This is a genomic window from Nitrosomonas ureae (assembly GCF_900108305.1).
Lineage (GTDB): Bacteria > Pseudomonadota > Gammaproteobacteria > Burkholderiales > Nitrosomonadaceae > Nitrosomonas > Nitrosomonas ureae_B.
Window position 1 is genome coordinate 16,882 of record NZ_FNUX01000004.1, and the last position, 18,099, is coordinate 34,980.

At 48.0% G+C, this 18,099-nt stretch carries 16 protein-coding genes; 3 read left to right on the forward strand and 13 right to left on the reverse strand.

Features of this window, described 5'->3' with window-relative positions; translation table 11 throughout:
- Window positions 1–100: 100 nt before the first annotated feature.
- The 5 genes from C4S39_RS03610 to C4S39_RS03630 all read right to left on the reverse strand — a co-directional run bounded on the left by C4S39_RS03610 (window position 101) and on the right by C4S39_RS03630 (window position 5,723).
- Window positions 101–880: a PIG-L deacetylase family protein gene (locus tag C4S39_RS03610; RefSeq protein ID WP_103965689.1), complete on the reverse strand. Its 780-nt coding sequence runs from the start codon at window positions 878–880 to the stop codon at window positions 101–103.
- Window positions 846–2,015: a glycosyltransferase gene (locus C4S39_RS03615; protein ID WP_181023745.1), complete on the reverse strand. Its 1,170-nt coding sequence runs from the start codon at window positions 2,013–2,015 to the stop codon at window positions 846–848. Before C4S39_RS03615 ends, C4S39_RS03610 begins: the two co-directional genes overlap by 35 nt.
- A gap of 127 nt (window positions 2,016–2,142) precedes the next feature.
- A complete protein-coding gene (locus C4S39_RS03620) occupies window positions 2,143–3,912 on the reverse strand; it encodes a GNAT family N-acetyltransferase (RefSeq protein WP_103965691.1) in 1,770 nt (589 codons plus the stop codon).
- Window positions 3,905–5,179, reverse strand: coding sequence for an ABC transporter ATP-binding protein (locus C4S39_RS03625; protein WP_103965692.1), 1,275 nt, complete (start codon window positions 5,177–5,179; stop codon window positions 3,905–3,907). Before C4S39_RS03625 ends, C4S39_RS03620 begins: the two co-directional genes overlap by 8 nt.
- Window positions 5,169–5,723, reverse strand: coding sequence for a hypothetical protein (locus C4S39_RS03630; RefSeq protein ID WP_258039265.1), 555 nt, complete (start codon window positions 5,721–5,723; stop codon window positions 5,169–5,171). The genes C4S39_RS03625 and C4S39_RS03630 overlap by 11 nt, the downstream gene beginning before the upstream one ends.
- Window positions 5,724–6,139: 416 nt before the next feature.
- On the opposite strand from C4S39_RS03630, the gene C4S39_RS03635 reads away from it, so the two are divergent.
- Window positions 6,140–8,653, forward strand: a complete 2,514-nt coding sequence (locus C4S39_RS03635; protein ID WP_103965693.1) for a beta strand repeat-containing protein — start codon at window positions 6,140–6,142, stop codon at window positions 8,651–8,653.
- An 86-nt stretch (window positions 8,654–8,739) separates the two neighbouring features.
- Window positions 8,740–8,868 carry a hypothetical protein gene (locus C4S39_RS15685; RefSeq protein WP_258039266.1) on the forward strand — a complete coding sequence of 43 codons (129 nt, stop codon included), beginning with the start codon at window positions 8,740–8,742 and terminating at the stop codon, window positions 8,866–8,868.
- Here C4S39_RS15685 and pyrF read toward each other — a convergent pair.
- The 6 genes from pyrF to aroA form a co-directional block, all read right to left on the reverse strand.
- A complete protein-coding gene (gene pyrF / locus C4S39_RS03640; protein ID WP_103965694.1) occupies window positions 8,855–9,568 on the reverse strand; it encodes an orotidine-5'-phosphate decarboxylase in 714 nt (237 codons plus the stop codon). The genes C4S39_RS15685 and pyrF overlap by 14 nt on opposite strands.
- A 15-nt stretch (window positions 9,569–9,583) precedes the next feature.
- Window positions 9,584–9,793: a LapA family protein gene (locus tag C4S39_RS03645; RefSeq protein WP_103965695.1), complete on the reverse strand. Its 210-nt coding sequence runs from the start codon at window positions 9,791–9,793 to the stop codon at window positions 9,584–9,586.
- A gap of 338 nt (window positions 9,794–10,131) precedes the next feature.
- Window positions 10,132–10,422: an integration host factor subunit beta gene (locus C4S39_RS03650; RefSeq protein WP_103965696.1), complete on the reverse strand. Its 291-nt coding sequence runs from the start codon at window positions 10,420–10,422 to the stop codon at window positions 10,132–10,134.
- 9 nt (window positions 10,423–10,431) lie between these two features.
- Window positions 10,432–12,144 carry a 30S ribosomal protein S1 gene (rpsA, locus tag C4S39_RS03655; RefSeq protein ID WP_103965697.1) on the reverse strand — a complete coding sequence of 571 codons (1,713 nt, stop codon included), beginning with the start codon at window positions 12,142–12,144 and terminating at the stop codon, window positions 10,432–10,434.
- A gap of 128 nt (window positions 12,145–12,272) precedes the next feature.
- A complete protein-coding gene (gene cmk / locus C4S39_RS15440) occupies window positions 12,273–12,953 on the reverse strand; it encodes a (d)CMP kinase (protein ID WP_103965698.1) in 681 nt (226 codons plus the stop codon).
- Between the two features lie 38 nt (window positions 12,954–12,991).
- Window positions 12,992–14,314: a 3-phosphoshikimate 1-carboxyvinyltransferase gene (aroA, locus tag C4S39_RS15445; protein WP_103965699.1), complete on the reverse strand. Its 1,323-nt coding sequence runs from the start codon at window positions 14,312–14,314 to the stop codon at window positions 12,992–12,994.
- Between the two features lie 305 nt (window positions 14,315–14,619).
- On the opposite strand from aroA, the gene C4S39_RS03670 reads away from it, so the two are divergent.
- Window positions 14,620–14,871 (forward strand): hypothetical protein, encoded by a 252-nt coding sequence (locus C4S39_RS03670; RefSeq protein ID WP_258039267.1) that lies wholly within the window; start codon window positions 14,620–14,622, stop codon window positions 14,869–14,871.
- 103 nt (window positions 14,872–14,974) lie between these two features.
- Here the strand turns inward: C4S39_RS03670 and C4S39_RS03675 are convergent, their stop codons facing one another.
- Window positions 14,975–17,491, reverse strand: a complete 2,517-nt coding sequence (locus tag C4S39_RS03675) for a DNA topoisomerase III (protein WP_103965700.1) — start codon at window positions 17,489–17,491, stop codon at window positions 14,975–14,977.
- A gap of 139 nt (window positions 17,492–17,630) precedes the next feature.
- Window positions 17,631–18,089 carry a DUF494 domain-containing protein gene (locus C4S39_RS03680; RefSeq protein ID WP_013648722.1) on the reverse strand — a complete coding sequence of 153 codons (459 nt, stop codon included), beginning with the start codon at window positions 18,087–18,089 and terminating at the stop codon, window positions 17,631–17,633.
- Window positions 18,090–18,099 lie beyond the last annotated feature (10 nt).

Genomic DNA, 18,099 nt, shown 5'->3' on the forward strand with positions numbered 1-18,099 from the left:
TCTCGTTAACAAAATATAAGACAGTATGAATGATTTTTGTTACCGCATTAAGTCACCGGGACTGATTTGTCCGGAGAGTTCTAGCAAATTTTCCGGTTTATCAGTTTGTTATAAGATTTTCGAGATGGATTCTTAATTTTAACATTCTATACGACAAGTCTCGAAAGGGACCTTTCTTTTCAGCCTCTACAAAGGCTTCTGCATAACTTTCCTCTTCTTTTTTAGGAAGAAAAAGACCGCGATAGCTGGCTAACCCGATGATCGCAGAAAGATAATTGCAGTGGGAAAGGGGTAACGCATAGCAGGATATGGCCTGTCTCTTGAGATTAATTACACTGGTGATGTCCATCACCCGGGTAGCGGGAAGCGGACTCCAGATTTCATAAATAAATGCACGCGATGATGTTTTGCAGCGCTGCCAGCAGTTTAAAACGGCGTGGCCTATGGCGACATGGTCGCGATGATAATCAAGTACCGAAGGCAGAAACAGCCAATCCGGGTTAAATTGCCGCAGTAGCGTATCAACTTTGGTTTCAAAGCGGGGGGAATTGCGAAAACCGCCGTCCGGTTCATCGAGGAATTCCATGTCATTAATTCCCAATGTCGCTAACGATTCCATCGCTTCCTTGCGTCGAATGATGGGTGCGTCGGCATCAAGGCTGCCGGCGCCGGAACCATCGGTGACGAAAATAACTTTGACAATGCATCCTTGTTGCCTCAGTAATGCCAGTGTGCCGCCGCAGCCCAGAATTTCGTCATCCGGGTGCGGAGCGAAAACGAGTATTTTCCCATTGTGGATGGGAGTAAGTGGTGTTGGCAATGGACAAAGTCCTAGCCGGGCAATTTTAGTCTGCTGCAGCTTGGCGATAAATTGCTTCATATTTATCCGTAATTTCAATGATATCCGGCCATGAGTTAGCTCGTGTCAGCCCTTGCTGTGCAATTTGTTCGCGCAGCTTCCGGTCACTCAGCATGCGTTGCATCGCTTCCGTCAGAGCGTCAGTATCGGGTTCTGATAATAGTGCGCCATCCTTTACAACTTCAGGTACACCGCCCACAGCGGTGCAAACCGCCGCTGTGCCTGCTACGAGTGATTCAAGATTTGCCAATCCGAATGATTCGGAAGCTGAAGCGCTGACATACAAGTCGGCGGCACAAAGATATAAGCCGATATCTTCAGTGACCGCGAACAGAATCTCCCGTGAAAGTCTTGATTGCTGAGCCAGTTTTTGTAAAGTACTGTGATCGCCTTCACCCAGAATAACTAACTGGAGTTCTTTTTCCAGCTTAAGCCTGACGCATGCCTGGATGAGTAATGGATATTGCTTGACCGGGGAGATGCGGCCAATACTTAATATATAAACCGCAGACTCGTTCCAGCCAAGACGATTTCTTGCATCCTCCCGGCTGTAGCGGTTCACAACGGGGCGTGCATGGACCAGATGATGCCAGTGCGCAGGTAGCGGATGAATGGCTAGATCGTGTGCGATCTGAGAGACGCCGCGGCGAGTGGGTGCGATTACCCAGAAAGCAGCGCGCAGTATGTTGGCTTCCCGATGGCGCATGAAACGCATCACGCGATGACCCAGATGCACGCCATCTTCGTGAATGGCTTGAGTATAACAACCGAAACCATGTTCGGTGATGCCCCACACTGGCTTGTGATCGGGATAGAATCGCAGGAAAAAGCGCAAACTCATGGCGATATAGGGATCGTGGCAGTGTACGTGGGTATATTTCTGCGTAACTGCCAGTTTTGCGGCAAGACGTCCCATATTAAAGCGTTCCAGCAGAACCTGGAACAATGCGGGGAAATGGGTAGGTGTGTTTTTGATTCCGTGTAAGCAATTTAATAAAGCCAGGAGGCGTTGTTGCCAGAGCATAGCGCGTTGCCCTAAGTCGGCTTGGCAAAGATAGCCCACCTCGACTCCGCGGCGCTGGAATTCTTCAACAATGGGCGCCAAGCTGCGTCCCAGACCGTAACGCTGATCTGAACGGGTTTCACGTGTAACCATCAAAATTTTCATGGCGATTAATGGTTCACTTGCGTGGAGATTGCGCTCATTGTCGTGCGTCTATTAATTAAAACGCTTATTTGCGTATCGTGAGCAACGGTTGCATTTAAATTCAATATAAACTTATTTAGCGAAAGTCCGCATCGCCGGACATCAGCCACCAATGGTTACGTAAAGAATCAATCGATGGCGCGTTATCCCAGGTGCTGGCGGGAATGCGAATATCCAGCATTTTCCGGTTGCCGCCGGCGACTGCAAAATGGGCGGCAAAGTTTTCCGTGATACGGCAAAATAATCGTTGCTGGCCATTAATGCCTGCCAACCGGCGGGCGTGCAGAACCAGAAGAGGAATTTCGGCCAATGGCGCTACGATATCGACGATTTCGCACCCGTGGGCATCATAACGCAGTATCAGCACGCCCCGTGTCTGGTCGCCACCGCGGTTTTTTATCAATACGACCTGGTAGTGCTGGGTAGGATGATTAAGATAGCGGTGTTGTATATAAGCCCAGTCGCGGATACCGACTAATGCAGTCTGCAGATCCTTGGCCATTTGCTGCCAGCACGCATTAACGATGAGCGCAATTTGCGCATTATTATCTAGTGCGGTGATAGGAAGTAATCGGGTGCGCCAGTGAGGAAATTTCGATAACGGTGACCAGGAGATTTCGGCCATTTTTCCAACTTCGCCATATAATCCGTGCCGTTCCGCAATTTTCATGTGCCGTTCGTTTGGAAATCCAAAGCCGATCAGATAAGGCTTGCCGTAACCAATATAATGTTCCAGAAAGGCAGCCGTCATCAGGAAAAAAGGGCCTTTCCGGGTCAGTACGCCGCGTTCGTTTGTGTCGACCATGACATCCGCGATTTGCACCGCTGTTTGGGGTTGTCCAAAAAATAGAATCTTCCGGCCGACGCCGCCGTAGTGGGCAATCAGCTTACCTTTGCACCATACACCCAGTTCATGGCTTGCGTTTGAGCCATATTTCCATTGCCAGGTGGCTGGCGTCATCGTGTGATGGAATGTTTCCTTAAATAAATCAAAGAGCTTATGTTTTTGATCTTCCTTTAAAAGCTGCAAGCGCCACCGGGGTGTTGTTTTTTTTCTGAAACGCAACAAAGCGTAGCCGTATTGCCCGTTGGTATACTTTTCCCGGTTAATCCGGTTGGATTGCTCGAGTTGCGTCAGTTGCTCAGGGTTAAGGAAAAGATCCTTGATCAGCCTTTGCCGGTAGGTTGAAATGGCCTGTAACAAATAATCAAAAGTGGGTGCCGCCAGGACGGATAAATCCAGGTTTTCAATCAATTCAAACCCGGATCGCTCGGCCAGCATGATCATGTTCTTGAGTAAATGGAGACGTTCCAAATGTGTAATAGTGTGCTTCAGTGCAAATTCGCCCATTACGATCAATTGTCCCGATGGCGATAGCAGGTCCAGCGCTTTATTAAAAATGACCGGTTGATCGATGTATTGCGCTGATTCCTTAAATAAAACAATATCGAAGCCTTGCGCATCGGCATTAAGAGTTTCCAGCGTATCGAGCGTGATGCTGCGGACATCATAACCCAGCTGGCTGAGCATGGATGAGGTGGCGGCTCCCGGGTCTATCCCCACTTCCACAATGCGGCAAGGAGGCGGTGGCAGCTTTGATAGCAGCAGTTCATGAGTTGATTGCTGCGCTGTCCGCATGCTGATTTTGTCGTTTTTAAACAAACCGAAATGTAAATCAGAAGCCACGCCTTCATGCAGGTGTAACGCATGGGCATATATATTGAGCGGAAACACCGGCGTTTCGCCAGGAGAGGCCGGGGCTGCCGTCATTGACGCAGCGGCATGAGTAGCCTGGCGGTAATGCTGAGTGCTTTGTATCGAATTGTGATTAATGGATTTAGTCATTCTGAATGATGAGGTTGTTTTCCCATTGATGAGGAATTGAAAAATATCCTTGCAAGCGTCCCGCTTGCGTGACTTGTAAAGTTGCAATGGCTTCTGCTGAATCATACAGATGCAGGCCACGTTCGCACAATAAATAGATACTGACCTGATATTCTCCTTTGAGAAGCGGTAATCGTTCCAGCCTGAGGCCAATTTGCCCTGATCCATCGGGTGATCGTTGAATCGCGAATTGATCTTCCCATGTGGCTGTACTGGTGATGATCCGGCCATCTTTGGCATGTAGCGTCATGGCGATATTCGGGCACGGAAGTGCAGGATCCGAAGCGAAGCTTACGTTGATCAGGATATTGGATTGGCTGCTGGCGATATCGGCATGCGCTGTGCAGATGTCATCCGCTATGAGTTGTACTTTGTCCAGATGCGCGTTGCCGGATGGATGCCTTTTGTGCAGGACCGGGGCGCTTTCGCTTGCAAAATGTGTTGTGGCTGCCGGGTCAGTTGTACTTTGATCCAAAAATGACTGATAGGCCGATACCACCTGGGCGGATTCGCCATCTAATACCATCTTGCCTTTATTGAGCCAGATCGCACGAGCGCATAATGATTCAACCTGAAACAGCGAGTGCGAACAAAACAGGATTGTTTTACCCGCATCCCGCATTTGCATGATGCGAGTAAACGATTTTCGGGCAAACGCGCCATCCCCCACCGATAAAGCTTCATCGATGATCAGGATATCGGGGTCGACATTGATGGCAACAGAAAATGCCAAGCGTACATACATGCCGCTGGAATATGTTTTTACGGGCTGATCAATAAAATCACGCACACCTGAGAAATCGATAATCTGTTCGATGCGCTCAGCAATTTCCAACTGATTTAACCCCATGATCGCCGCGCTCATCAAGGCATTCTCGCGCCCGGTAAACTCCGGGTTGAATCCGGCGCCGAGTTCCAGTAAGGCAGCGATACGGCCGTTTACCTGCACTTCACCGCAGGTGGGGGTTGCCGTGCCGCAAACCAGTTGCAGCAGGGTCGATTTTCCCGAGCCGTTTTGACCTACGATGCCTACGACTTCTCCCGGCATTATCGTTAAGTCGATATCGTTTAAAGCCCACAGCTCGCGGTAATATTGACGTGAACCCCACCATCCGTGCGGCCACAAAAACTGTTTTAAACGATCTCTTGGATGTTGATACAGCTGATAGCATTTGGATAGCTTCACGGTGTTAACGGCTGGCTCATAGCCCGAAGCGTTAAAGGACATCTGCAAACCCTTGGCGTGTTTTATTAAACCCGATCCAGGTGACGAAGGTCACGGGCAAATAATACGGAGCTACTTGGCTCCAATGCGGTAATTGTCCATGACGTATCATTGCTCGCGCTTGCTCAATAATAAAAATAAAGGGATTGAGAGTGAGGTTCAAGCTTAACCCCATGAGTAATAACAAGGCAAAAATAAATGTGTCGTCGTTGATATCATGGTGTTGGGGATCCGGACATACTTTAAGCGCAACGCTGAAAACAAAAGCATATATCGACAACATCAGGGCAGCATTAATGGGAGAGTATATTAATCCCCGGAACGAGCTTTGGTATCGGCTGATCACTTTGCGCTTGATCATCTGCGGAATGAGCGGGGCCTGTTGCCACGAGCTGCGGAAGTTGTTCGGAAAAATAGTAGTATTAAACAGGTGCAAAGAAACTAAACTTGGAATATTGAAGGGTCTATTATCGCAGATAAACAAACGGAAATTAATAAGGAGTAGAACAAGACGGGTGCTTTTTATCTGTGGAATGGTGGCGGCCATTCCCGCAATCCCGCCTGATTATCTGAACTATTGATTATGTTCGCAGTCCATTCACTGCCCATGCGGTGGCCGTTGAAGCGCTATTGGCTTCAAATCCGGTGATTGTTGTAATACACACCCTTGTGCAAATGAATTGTTGGAATAAGCTCACTCTTATCCTGCATATGAGAATTTTAGCGTAAATTAATAGCGTTATAATTGTTGTAATTACGCAACATGGTCTGTGAAAACTTCGGATGCAAACTTGCAAAGAGGTTTTGTTTTGGGCAGAATGGACTTTAACTTGGCTTTTGTGGTATTTTCTGCTAGGAAAATTTGAGTTGCGCAGAAGTTACATAGAGACAAAGTGAAAGTGAAAAACTTGCAAGTAATTTACTTTAGTATTTATTTTTAATTTTTATAACGAGGGAGCTCCCATGGCTATAACAGCAGAACAACAAACTAGTATTCTGAAAGTTGCGATAGGTTTGTTTAATGCAGCACCAGGCAAGGTCTATATGACCGAATTGGCGAATCTGGTTGATGCAAACGGTTTTAATATGTCAATCGATCAATTGGCTGATTTTCTGGATGATACTCCGGTATTCAAGGACAACATTCTGGTTGGTAACGTAACCATAGAAGATCAAGCGAACATATTGCTGAATAATTTTGGTCTTGCAGCGGATGATGATCCTGCCAGTGCCGGTTCACAAGCGAAAGCATTCTTTGAAGGTGGGCTTGCGGCGGGTAAAGGCCTGGGCGCCCTCGTCATTGAAGGGATCAATTATTTGAATGGCACTCCGGCACCGGAATTTGCCGCAACCAAAACCTTGCTGGATAATAAGGTTCTGGTCGCCAAAGCCTACTCAGCCACAGGTTCATCGACTGATATCGCGTTATTGCAGACGGTATTAAGCAAAGTGACCGGGGATGCTCCTTATACGCCGGAAGACGTGCAGCAAGCACTGACCGATAGCGGTGTGCCGACCGGTAGTGGATCGGGCTTTGCGTTAATCGTGGGTGAAGATAGCCTGACCGGTACCAGCGGTGATGACGTCTTTACCGCATTGGCCATTCAGGATAACGTAGGCGGCGTGGTCAACTCGCTTGAATCCATTGACAGACTGGACGGCGGCACCGGTAACGATACGTTAACCGCAACGCTGATAGCCGGCGCAGCACCGTCTCTGACCAGCATCGAGAATATCATTGCGCGTTTTGGCGCGGGTACGACGCTTGATCTGGCAAACGCAACCGGCGTGCAATCGATCACCGTGCAATCGAGTACTGGCGCGGGTATGGTTGATAATATCGGCACTGCCGCTACTCTGGGGGTCAGAAATCAAGTCCAGAATGTGACATTCGCTGGCAATACCGCGACTACTCAGAACCTGAGTCTGGATACGGTGGGCAATTTTACGACGCCAACAGTAACTGCCGTTGCTCTGGATGATGTTGCTACAACATTGAATCTTTCAACGAATAATTCAAATGCCGACATTTCTTCATTAACACTTGTTGAAGAATTGACTTTAGCAGCAAGAGGATCGAATGAAATTCTTCAAGGGTTTGGTGGCACTGCGACAACCGCAACTATTACTGGTACGGGTAGCGTTGAGTTTCTGAATCCGTTTACTACCTTAGAAACATTGGATGCGGCCGGTAATTCCGGTGGTGTAACCGCGACATTGGACGGTAGTGCAGTCACTGTTAACGGCGGTTCCGGCAATGATGACATTACCTATACCGAAGCAATGGCTGCGACAGCTGCTGTGGCATTAGGCGCGGGTGATGACACGTTTACGATTACGGTTGCAGCCGTTGATGGTGCAACGGCGGATGGCGGTGAAGGCAATGACGCTCTGGGTGTTGTTGATGGTGCTCTTTTGGATGCAGCCGCTCAGACTGTTTATACCAATTTTGAAACACTGGAAATCGGTGGCGGTACCGGTACCTATGATATGGAAAATCTGCCAGGCTTGGTAGCAGTGACCATAGGCGCGGCTCTCACAGGTGCAGCAATCATAGACAATGCAGTGGCAGATACGACGGTGACCGTCAATGCGGAAGAAGGAACTGATTTGGCGCTGGGTCAAACGGTGGATTTCGCGTTGGCAACTGCAACGGGGTCTGCCGATAATGTGGACCTGACGCTGAATGCATTGGATGGAAATGATGATAGCGCAGCAAATGGCGTGATAACGGTGGATTCGTTCACTGCCAATGCCATTGAGTCTTTCACCATAGCTTCCAACGTTACGGTGATCGATCCTGAACTGGCAAATACCGATTACACCAATACAATCACTGCACTGGCCGGTGATGCGGTTGAAACATTGAATATCAGCGGCAATGCCAATCTGGATATTGCCGGCTTGACAGCCGCTACACTCAAAAAGATCGATGCCAGCACGATGACGGGTGCATTGACAGTGAATGCGAGCGGAGCGAGTGGCGTTGAGTTTGTTGGCGGTGCAGCTAGCGATACTTATACCGGAACCGCGGATGGCGATACCATTATCGGTAACGGCGGTGGCGATATAATCACACTGGGCGTCGGATCGGTAGACACCTTGATTCTGAATGCTGTGGGCGATTCCCAGTTGAATGCGGATCTGGACGGGCATGATATTATTACTGGTTTTGGTGTTGCGGGTCAGCTGGACGTCATTGATCTGGGTGTTCTTGGGTTTACCGGTCAGCAAGCTTCAGCGCTGGCGAATAAAGGCGGTGCCGCGATTGCTTCGATTGCTGATGGTTCGGCAACGTCCATAACGGATTTCTTTGCTTCCGGCGGTGTAGACCGGGGTGTGGCAATCGGTGTCAGTGGCGGCAGTACCTGGGTGGTGATCGACGCGAACAAGGATGGTAACTTTACCTCGGGTGATGATGCCGTTGTCGAATTGGTAGCTGCCCCTGGTGTTACGCTGGCTAACTTTGGATTCTAATCCGTAGATTAGAAAACAAAACCAGTAACAAAACTAAAAAGCCACCCTGTTTCAGGGTGGCTTTTTTATTTGCAGTCTTCGGGAAAATGTCAGGAAAAGCTATCGCTTCAATAGCGATTGAACCACATGATCAGAATGGAAAATTGCGTGGTATGGGTGAATGGAATTACCGCGATGGTATAGTGTTTGCGGATAAAAGAATCAGTGCTTTGTAGCGGATGTTGACACTGCGCTGATTTCCGCATGAAGTTGCTGGCAAGCCAGAAGCGGATTACCGGCCTGAGTGATTGGCCGGCCAATCACCAGATAATCGGCGCCGTTGCGGATGGCCTGCTGTGGCGTCGTGATTCTCCGCTGATCATCCGCACTATCGCCGTGCGGGCGGATGCCCGGCGTTACCAGGCAAAAGCGCTCACCTAATTGCTGCCGCAGATGGGCGGCTTCCAGTGCGGAGCAAACAACGCCATCCAGCCCGCATTCATCAGCGAGCCGCGCCAGGCGGTCGACGATCTGCTCAGGTTGACCGGCCAGGCCAATATCGGCAAGATCGTTTTGATCCATGCTGGTCAGCAACGTGACCGCGATCAGTTTGGTTGTGCCCGGAGTTATCGCCTCCCGCGCAGCTTGCAGCATCTTGCGGCCTCCCAGTGCGTGCACATTCACCATCCACACGCCTAAATCAGCGGCGGCCTGGCAAGCCCTGGCAACCGTATGGGGAATATCGTGGAATTTAAGATCAAGAAATACATCGAATCCCCTGGTCATGAACTGCTCGAGGAGTTGCGGGCCGGTCGCGGTGAATAATTCCTTTCCGACTTTCAACCGGCATAGTTGAGGATCAAGCTGATGCGCTAACTGTAAGGCGCTTTTACCATCCGGGAAATCCAGCGCCACAATAATGCGGGGTTCATGCATGAAGCTAAGCGATGTTTAATCGTTCGAGTTACACCGGCAGCGGGCGGAAATCATGGCAATAAGAGCGCCCAGTGCAAAGAATATCAAAAGTACGACACTGAGGGGCAGTTCTATGGACTGTTCCATGGTGTACTGGAGCATAACGGGCTGCGAATTTTTGGATGCAAATACCGCGAGTATTGCAAAGACTACAATACGAAAAAGCCAGGCAACTAGATTCATCATAATGAGTAGAGTCCGTACAGGTTATTAGAGAAGTGAATAAATTATAAGCTCAAAACAAGCCGGGTACTTAAGGAAACGCTGATTAATTGACTGCACGGGCGAATCATTTCGTTGCGCGGTACTCACGCCTTCGCCTATCTTGTTGATATGTCTCAGTTGTTGCGTTCCGAGCGTCTCGTGCTTCATCTCGTTCGCCGAATTAATCAGCGTTTCCTTAATATGTTATGACCTAAGCCAAAGATTGATGCAATGATGCAGGATAGCATTAAGCATTTGATGGTATCCTGCGCGGCATTTCGTCACATGCCACGCAGGATACTCATTTCGTTTGATAAAAACTATTTCTTATCCGTATAGTCCACCCGTTCACGCATTTCTTTACCCGCCTTGAAGTGTGGCACATATTTCTCCGGAACTTTGACTTTTTCGCCAGACTTGGGATTGCGCCCGATGCGTGGCGGCCTGTAGTTCAAATCGAAACTGCCAAAACCGCGTATTTCTATGCGTTGACCACTGGCCAGGCTTTTAGCCATGGCATCAATGATCGTTTTGACTGACAGCTCGGCATCTTTTGCAACCAGCTGGGGAAAGCGTGCTGCAAGCCGGGTAATTAATTCAGATTTCGTCATGAAATATCCTTATTGCTCAGTGTTTTTACTATCCATTTTTGCTTTCAGTAAAGCGCCCAGACTGGTTGTTCCTGCATTGGCCGGAGCTTTGATTTTTTGCATGGCGCTTGACTCATCCGATTTATCTTTTGCCTTAATCGAAAGATTAATGGTGCGGTTTTTGCGATCCACATTGATGATCATGGTTTCGACCGTATCGCCTTCTTTCAGGAAAGTGCGAATGTCTTCAACCCGGTCACGCGAGACTTCGGATGCGCGCAAATACCCCTCGATATCATCAGCGAGCGCGATGACAGCGCCTTTGGGATCAATTGATTTTACCGTACCCGTAACGATGCTGTTTTTATCGTTCTCGGCAACGAAGCTGGTGAAAGGATCGCCTTCCATTTGCTTGATGCCCAATGAAATGCGCTCGCGCTCGACATCGATGGATAAAATCAGGGCTTCGATTTCATCGCCTTTTTTATAATTGAGCACGGCCTCTTCACCCGGCTGATTCCAGGATAAATCAGATAAATGGACCAGGCCATCGATATTTCCAGGCAGTCCGATAAATACGCCGAAGTCGGTGATGGATTTGATTTGGCCGCGAACCTTGGCATTCTTATCATGCGTGGCGGCGAATTCTTCCCAGGGGTTAGCCTGGCATTGCTTCATGCCCAGTGAGATACGGCGGCGTTCTTCGTCGATTTCGAGGATCATGACTTCAACTTCATCGCCCAGTTGCACGATCTTGGAAGGATAAACATTTTTGTTGGTCCAATCCATTTCTGAAACATGCACCAATCCTTCGATACCTTGTTCGATCTCGATAAAAGCGCCGTAGTCAGTCAGGTTGGTCACTTTGCCGAACAAGCGGGTGCGTGCCGGATAACGGCGCGACAAACCTACCCAAGGATCTTCGTTCAGCTGCTTCATCCCCAGTGAAACACGATTTTTTTCCTGGTCGAACTTGAGCACTTTGGCGGTAACTTCATCGCCGATATTGACGACTTCGGAAGGATGTTTAACCCGGCGCCATGCCAGGTCGGTAATATGCAACAAGCCGTCAATGCCGCCCAGATCAACAAATGCGCCATAGTCCGTGATATTTTTCACGATACCCTGAACCACTGCGCCTTCCTGCAGGTTGGATAACAAGGTTTCCCGATCCGCGCCTTGTGTCGCTTCCAGTACAGCGCGGCGCGAAACAACCACGTTATTGCGTTTCCGGTCCAGCTTGATGACCTTGAATTCCATTTCCTTATTTTCATAAGGCGTGGTGTCTTTAACAGGACGAATGTCAACCAGGGAACCAGGCAAAAACGCCCGTATGCCATTAATCATTGCGGTCAGACCACCCTTAACCTTGCCGTTGACCATGCCCGTTACAATCTTTCCGCTTTCCATGGCTTGTTCCAAGTCATGCCAGGCGGTCAGGCGCTTGGCCTTGTCACGGGAAAGGCGGGTTTCGCCATAGCCATCTTCAAGGGATTCGATGGCAACGCTGATAAAATCGCCCGGTTTAACTTCAATCTCACCCCGGTCATTTTTAAATTCTTCAACAGGAATAAAGCTTTCGGATTTAAGTCCGGCATTAACGATTACAATATTGTAATCAACGCGGACGACCTCGGCGGTGATGACTTCACCAATACGCATTTCCTGCCGTGAGAGGCTTTCTTCAAAGAGTGCGGCGAAACTTTCGGGGGATTGTTGAGTTGCAGTGGAAGCATTAGTCATTATAAAAAAAACCTGATTGATAATCCAACGGACTGGATGGCCAATGGACTGGTTAGTTAATAAAATGTTCGAATAATAGATCTTTTCCTATTTTCGCTTATAGGCGTTGAGAAGAAATTTATCCATATTCAAACGCTGGTTTGATGCACGGTTTCATTATACCAAGAGAGCACGATGTCTTGTGCCTGAGATATGGTCAATGCCGAAGTATCCAGTAATCGTGCGTCTACACTCTGCCCAAGCGGGGCGATGCTACGAGTGCTATCACGTTCATCCCGTTTCTTGATATCATGCAAAAGGTCTGCCATGTTAGCACTTATTCCTTTCTCTTTCAACTGGTTATATCGTCGATGTGCGCGTATTTCGGCGCTGGCCGTTAAAAATATTTTTAGCGTGGCGTCGGGAAAGATAACTGACCCCATGTCGCGCCCGTCGGTAACCAGTCCCGGAGGTTGGCGAAATGCGCGTTGACGCTCTGTGAGCGTCGCCCGGACTTGGGAATATGCCGCTAATTGGGAAGCGAGCAAACCGCACTGTTCTGCGCGGATATCTTCTGTGACGATGGCGTCATCAAGATAGATCTGTTCATTTTTGAATACGATGTCCAGGCGTTTGGCGATTTGGGCAATCTGATCAGCATCGTGGATATCGGTGTGCGATTGCAGTGTTTTCAAAGCAACCAGGCGATAAAGCGCGCCGCTATCCAGGTAATGAAATCCAATTTTTTGAGCTACTAATTGAGCAACGGTGCCTTTTCCCGATGCTGACGGGCCATCAATGGTGATAACAGGTATTTTTTCGGTTTTCATTAAGGATATTAGTGATTTGCATAAACGGTTCAGTGAAGTTATTTGATTTCAAAATGAACGATTTGCGACAGTTTTTCAAAATAATCGGGGAATGTTTTGGCCACGCAATCAGGATCGTTGATGCGCACGGGCGCCCCCAAGCAGGCCAGCGAGAAGCACATAGCCATACGGTGATCATCGTAGGTATCAATCGCCGCGTGCGGAGTCAAGCCATGGATTGGAGGAGTAATGCGCAAGTAATCCTCGCCCTCTTCAACCATTGCGCCCAATTTCCTCAATTCAGTGGACATTGCTGTCAGGCGGTCTGTTTCTTTTAAGCGCCAGCTGGCAATGTTACGCAGCATTGTAGCGCCTTCCGCGAATAACGCGATAACGGCAAGCGTCATCGCTGCATCGGGAATATGATTGCAATCCAGATCGATGGCGCGTAGAAATTTTCCGCTGTTACCGCTATTCGGACTACTGGCTTCAATCCAGTTTTCTCCCATGGATATTTTGGCTCCCATTTGCTCGAGCGCTGCAGCAAAGCGAACATCGCCTTGCACACTGTTACAGCCGACGCCTTCCACCCTCACCGGCCCATTACCGATGGCGCCGGCCGCGAGAAAATATGAAGCCGACGAGGCGTCGCCTTCGACGGATAGATGTCCTGGGCTGCGATACTTCTGTTGAGCCGGGATCACAAATTGCCGCCAACCGGTATGTTCCACCCGTATGCCAAAATGCTGCATTTGCGCAAGCGTTAATTCGATATAAGGTTGGGAGATTAAGGTGCTCGTTACTTCGATGAGGGATTTCTTTCCGCTCAGAGGCAATGCCATCAACAATCCCGTGAGAAATTGGCTGGATACATCGCCTTTTACCGTAACGGTATGCGTATTGCCAACGATATGCGGGGTAAATGGTTTTATTTCCAGTGGTGGAAAACCGGGATTACCCAGGTAAGTGATATTCGCACCTAATTGCCGCAATGCATCAACCAGGTCCGCGATGGGTCGCTCGTGCATTCGTGGCACGCCCGATAGCCGATAATGTCCCTGCATTAAGGATAATACCGCAACCAATGGTCTAAAGGCGGTACCGGCATTGCCGAGAAATAAATCGGCATCGGTAACCGGGAATATTCCATTGATGCCGCAAATACGATAATTGTTTTTCCCGGTTTGAGTAACATTGACACCCAATTGGGTCAGTGCATCCAGCATATGCGCCGTATCGTCGGAAGCCAGTAAATCGTGAATCTGTGTGTCGCCTTGCGCGAGTGCGGCAAGTAGGAGAATCCGGTTGGAAATGCTTTTTGATCCAGGTAATCGTATTGTGCCTTGAGCTTTCCTGGCAAATGGTAGATCAAGCCACTTCATGGTTGGTATATGCAATTAAAATGAAGAATGATATCTCATAAGAACATTCGGAGCGTAATTTTATTGATCGGGCAGGCAGGCTGAATTTGCTCGTATTACCCGAGCCGATGATTTATCTCCTTTGGAAAAATCTTTATCATGCTATCTTGTTTAAGGTAATCTATCGCAGTAAATTTTGAACCAAAAGCAATCAGCTAACGTAAAACGTTTGGTTTTGAAATGATGTTATCGGATATCGCAGTTTATTGCGAGCATCTACAAGATAAATTTATCGTACTATTATCAATAACAAAGAGGTTTTATAAATGGAAATGGAAGACACAGAAATTGTTTTAATGTTCTCTTTACTGGCGATTCCTGTTGCCATCTGGTTGCAGTTGTGGGTGAAGGATCGCAGGGAGAGGCGGAAAAATACTTTGGGTGAAGAGGAATTTGAGAGTACATCGCGGGCATTTATATCCATCCTTATTGAAGGAACTGCCATGATAGGAGGGCTCATTATGATAATTATGGCTACCAGCGGGGTGGGCAAATATATCCTCAATTTTTATTTATAAATCATGCCGAAGAATCCGGGCAATGTTTCATGCCCGGATTCTTCGTGACCGGTCATCAATTTGTGATGGTGAAAAGGATAAAGGATATATTGTCTTAAGAGGGTCAGGAGGCGATATCACCAGTCGATTGGGTTTTTGATTGTTTTGTTTTGGATTTTGTTTCAGTTGTTTTTTTAGCAGCTTTTTGTTCAAACTCAAAACCTATTTTTCCATCTGAATTTCTAACCAGGTAAGCCGAAAAAGGTCTTCCTTTTTTGGAAATGAATTTTGTTAATAAATCGGTTTTTCCAGTTTCCAGCAATTTGGTGATTTGTGCACGATCAATTGGACGTGTAAGAATGATTTTCCCTGTTTTAAAATCACAGGTACGGGCAGCCCCGACAGATTTCTCGCAAACATACTGCATGCCGTGTTCATAAACGGCATGATTGCACTTGGGGCATTTACCTAGTGGAAGCTGCTCGCTGAAATCGATTTCCTCCTGATTTTCATCATTGTTGCCGAAATCAAATTTCATTTCCAGAGTGTCGGTAAGTCTGATGATGGCATTAAAGGATTGTCCCATTCTGCTTCGGAAGCCTTGTAGCGGACCGACTTCGTGCCGGGTGATCAATGTTTCCATTTCTTCAACTTCAAATTGGCGCCCGGCCAGAATTTTCCACAGCGCAAAATCACACTTCTGGCATTGAAATTTTTTATAGGTTTCATGCACGATGCCGCCACACTTCGGGCAAGGAGACTTCAAAACGGCAAAATCCCCCGCAATGGTTTCGCCGCGATGCGTCTTGGCTTGCTCTACCATGTGACGTGTCATCTCGGCAATTTTCTCCATGAATGCAGCGCGTTTCAGATTGCCCTGTTCAATCTGGCGTAACTGAAACTCCCAATTGCCCGTCAATTCGGGTGAGATAAGCTCGGGAATCTTAAGGCCGCGCAATAGCGTAATTAATGAGAAAGCCTTTGCCGTTGGGTGCAATTCGCGGCCAATACGCTGGATATAATTTTCAAAAACCAGACCTTCAATAATCGCAGCGCGGGTAGCCGGTGTGCCTAAGCCTTTTGCGTTCATTGCAGCACGCAGCTCTTCATCTTCCACGAGCTTGCCGGCGCTTTCCATTGCGGAAAGCAAGGTTGCTTCATTAAATCTCGCAGGGGGGCGAGTTTGATTTGCGATGATGTCGATGGCTTCCGTGATGACGGATTCACCGGGAATAATGGCTACGAGCGTGCGGTCATCTTCCGCATCGTCCGGCTGCGCCGATTTTCCATAGACTGCTCGCCAGCCGGGATTGACCATGACTTTGCCTTCGGTTTTAAAAGGCTCGTTTTCAATCCGGGTGATACGGGTGGTGACCAGAAATTCCGCCGCTGGAAAAAAGATGGCCAGGAAACGTTTGGTAACCAGATCGTAAAGCTTGGCCTCCGCCTCGTTTAATTTTGTTGGATTTAATGAAGTCGGGATAATGGCGAAGTGATCTGAGATTTTGGCGTTGTTGAAAATACGCTTATTGGGCACAACCCAGTTTGATGCCAGAATCTGTTGGCAGAATTTACCGTAACCGGTGTTTTGCAGGTTCTGCACGGTATCTTTAACGGTGCCGATATAGTCTTCCGGTAGAGCGCGTGAATCGGTTCGCGGATAAGTCAGCACCTTGTGTTTTTCATACAGTGCTTGCGCCAGGCCGAGTGTCGTTTTGGCTGAAAAACCAAAGCGGCTGTTGGCGTCGCGTTGCAGGCTGGTCAGATCGTACAATAATGGACAGATTTCCTTGCTGGGTTTGCTTTCCTCATTGGCGTGACCGGATTTTCCCTGGCATTTATCACGGATAATTTCAGCCTTTTTCTGTTCCCAAAGCCGTTCTGACCTGGATTCCTGATTGATTTTATCCTTGGTGAATTTCTCATCAAACCATTTGCCGGTATAATTGCCGCTACTGGCTGTAAAGGTAGCATGAATTTCCCAGTAATCCTGTGGACGGAATTTTTTGATTTTTTCTTCACGTTCAACAAGAATTGCCAAAGTAGGGGTTTGTACCCGCCCAACTGTGGTTTTATGAAATCCTCCTTCCTGGGAGTTGAATGCAGTCATGGCACGCGTGCCATTAATCCCAACCAGCCAGTCTGATTCTGATCGGCTGACAGCGGCTTCTGCGAGGGACTTTACTTCCGAGCTGTCCATTAATCGGGTAAATCCTTCACGGATCGCGTCGGGTGTCATGGATTGCAGCCAAAGACGTTTTACCGGTTTGCTGGTGCCGACATGGCGCAGAATATAATAAAAAATCAACTCGCCTTCGCGTCCGGCATCGCAGGCGTTTATCAATAAATCGACGTCCTTGCGTTTGATGAGTTTGCTCAGCAGCTTCAGGCGCGAGGAAGTTTTCTCTATCGGATTCAAATCAAAATGCGGAGGAATCACGGGTAAGTTTGTGAAACTCCACTTGCCACGTTTTACTTCGTATTCTTCCGGGATGACTAGCTCGAGTAAATGGCCTACTGCCGAAGATATGACGTATTGATCATTCTCGAAAAAATCAGTGTTTTTGGTGAAATTACCCAGCGCTCGTGCGATATCTGCTGCTACTGAAGGCTTCTCAGCAATGATCAGAGATTTACCCATGAGCTTTCCGGGAAAGATAATTTGCTGGCTCTGTATTATCGCGCATGATGGTTTTAACTGTTAAGTAGGGTGGCGGCGAGTGCATTGACTGCATTCATTCAAGCGGTTAATCGGTGTGAGCGAAGGACGCGATTCAGTCTTAATGACGATAATGAGAGTCACTGACAATCAGCAGTTTTTCCAATACGGTATCGTCAGTAAGCTGATTCTGGATCCATAATTCTGTCAAAACAATCAATTTGATTTTCTCGAGACTGGATGAGCTCTCATTCATCATCAGCACACGATCAATTAATAATTCCCGTTGTAACGGATTAATGATGCCGGCTTGCTCCAGAAAAAAAATAAATCCTCGTCCTTCGGTATCGATTTTTTCTATTTCATATTCGGTAAAGCACCGGAAGGAATTGTTTTCGGCAAAGCTGGCTGGATAATTGCCAATGTCATGACGCTCAAGCTCAGAGAGCCAATTCAGTGTTTCGCTAATATCCTCGTCGGCAAATCCTGCCATGGTGAGTTTGCGCGTCAGCGTTGCAGAGTCAGGATAGCTTCCTGAATCAAAATAATTTTCAAATAAATAAACGAGTATATCGAACATAATTGTGTCT

Coding starts and splice junctions, on each gene's coding strand:
- pyrF (WP_103965694.1), bottom strand. CDS start 9,568: ATGCATGAACCCCGCATTATTGTGGCGCTGGATTTCCCGGATGGTAAA.
- C4S39_RS03650 (WP_103965696.1), bottom strand. CDS start 10,422: ATGACGAAATCTGAATTAATTACCCGGCTTGCAGCACGCTTTCCCCAG.
- C4S39_RS15685 (WP_258039266.1), top strand. CDS start 8,740: ATGTCAGGAAAAGCTATCGCTTCAATAGCGATTGAACCACATGATCAG.
- C4S39_RS03620 (WP_103965691.1), bottom strand. CDS start 3,912: ATGACTAAATCCATTAATCACAATTCGATACAAAGCACTCAGCATTAC.
- C4S39_RS03645 (WP_103965695.1), bottom strand. CDS start 9,793: ATGATGAATCTAGTTGCCTGGCTTTTTCGTATTGTAGTCTTTGCAATA.
- C4S39_RS03625 (WP_103965692.1), bottom strand. CDS start 5,179: ATGTCCTTTAACGCTTCGGGCTATGAGCCAGCCGTTAACACCGTGAAG.
- C4S39_RS03675 (WP_103965700.1), bottom strand. CDS start 17,491: ATGGGTAAATCTCTGATCATTGCTGAGAAGCCTTCAGTAGCAGCAGAT.
- rpsA (WP_103965697.1), bottom strand. CDS start 12,144: ATGACTAATGCTTCCACTGCAACTCAACAATCCCCCGAAAGTTTCGCC.
- aroA (WP_103965699.1), bottom strand. CDS start 14,314: ATGAAGTGGCTTGATCTACCATTTGCCAGGAAAGCTCAAGGCACAATA.
- C4S39_RS03615 (WP_181023745.1), bottom strand. CDS start 2,015: ATGGTTACACGTGAAACCCGTTCAGATCAGCGTTACGGTCTGGGACGC.
- cmk (WP_103965698.1), bottom strand. CDS start 12,953: ATGAAAACCGAAAAAATACCTGTTATCACCATTGATGGCCCGTCAGCA.
- C4S39_RS03670 (WP_258039267.1), top strand. CDS start 14,620: ATGGAAATGGAAGACACAGAAATTGTTTTAATGTTCTCTTTACTGGCG.
- C4S39_RS03610 (WP_103965689.1), bottom strand. CDS start 880: ATGAAGCAATTTATCGCCAAGCTGCAGCAGACTAAAATTGCCCGGCTA.
- C4S39_RS03635 (WP_103965693.1), top strand. CDS start 6,140: ATGGCTATAACAGCAGAACAACAAACTAGTATTCTGAAAGTTGCGATA.
- C4S39_RS03630 (WP_258039265.1), bottom strand. CDS start 5,723: ATGGCCGCCACCATTCCACAGATAAAAAGCACCCGTCTTGTTCTACTC.
- C4S39_RS03680 (WP_013648722.1), bottom strand. CDS start 18,089: ATGTTCGATATACTCGTTTATTTATTTGAAAATTATTTTGATTCAGGA.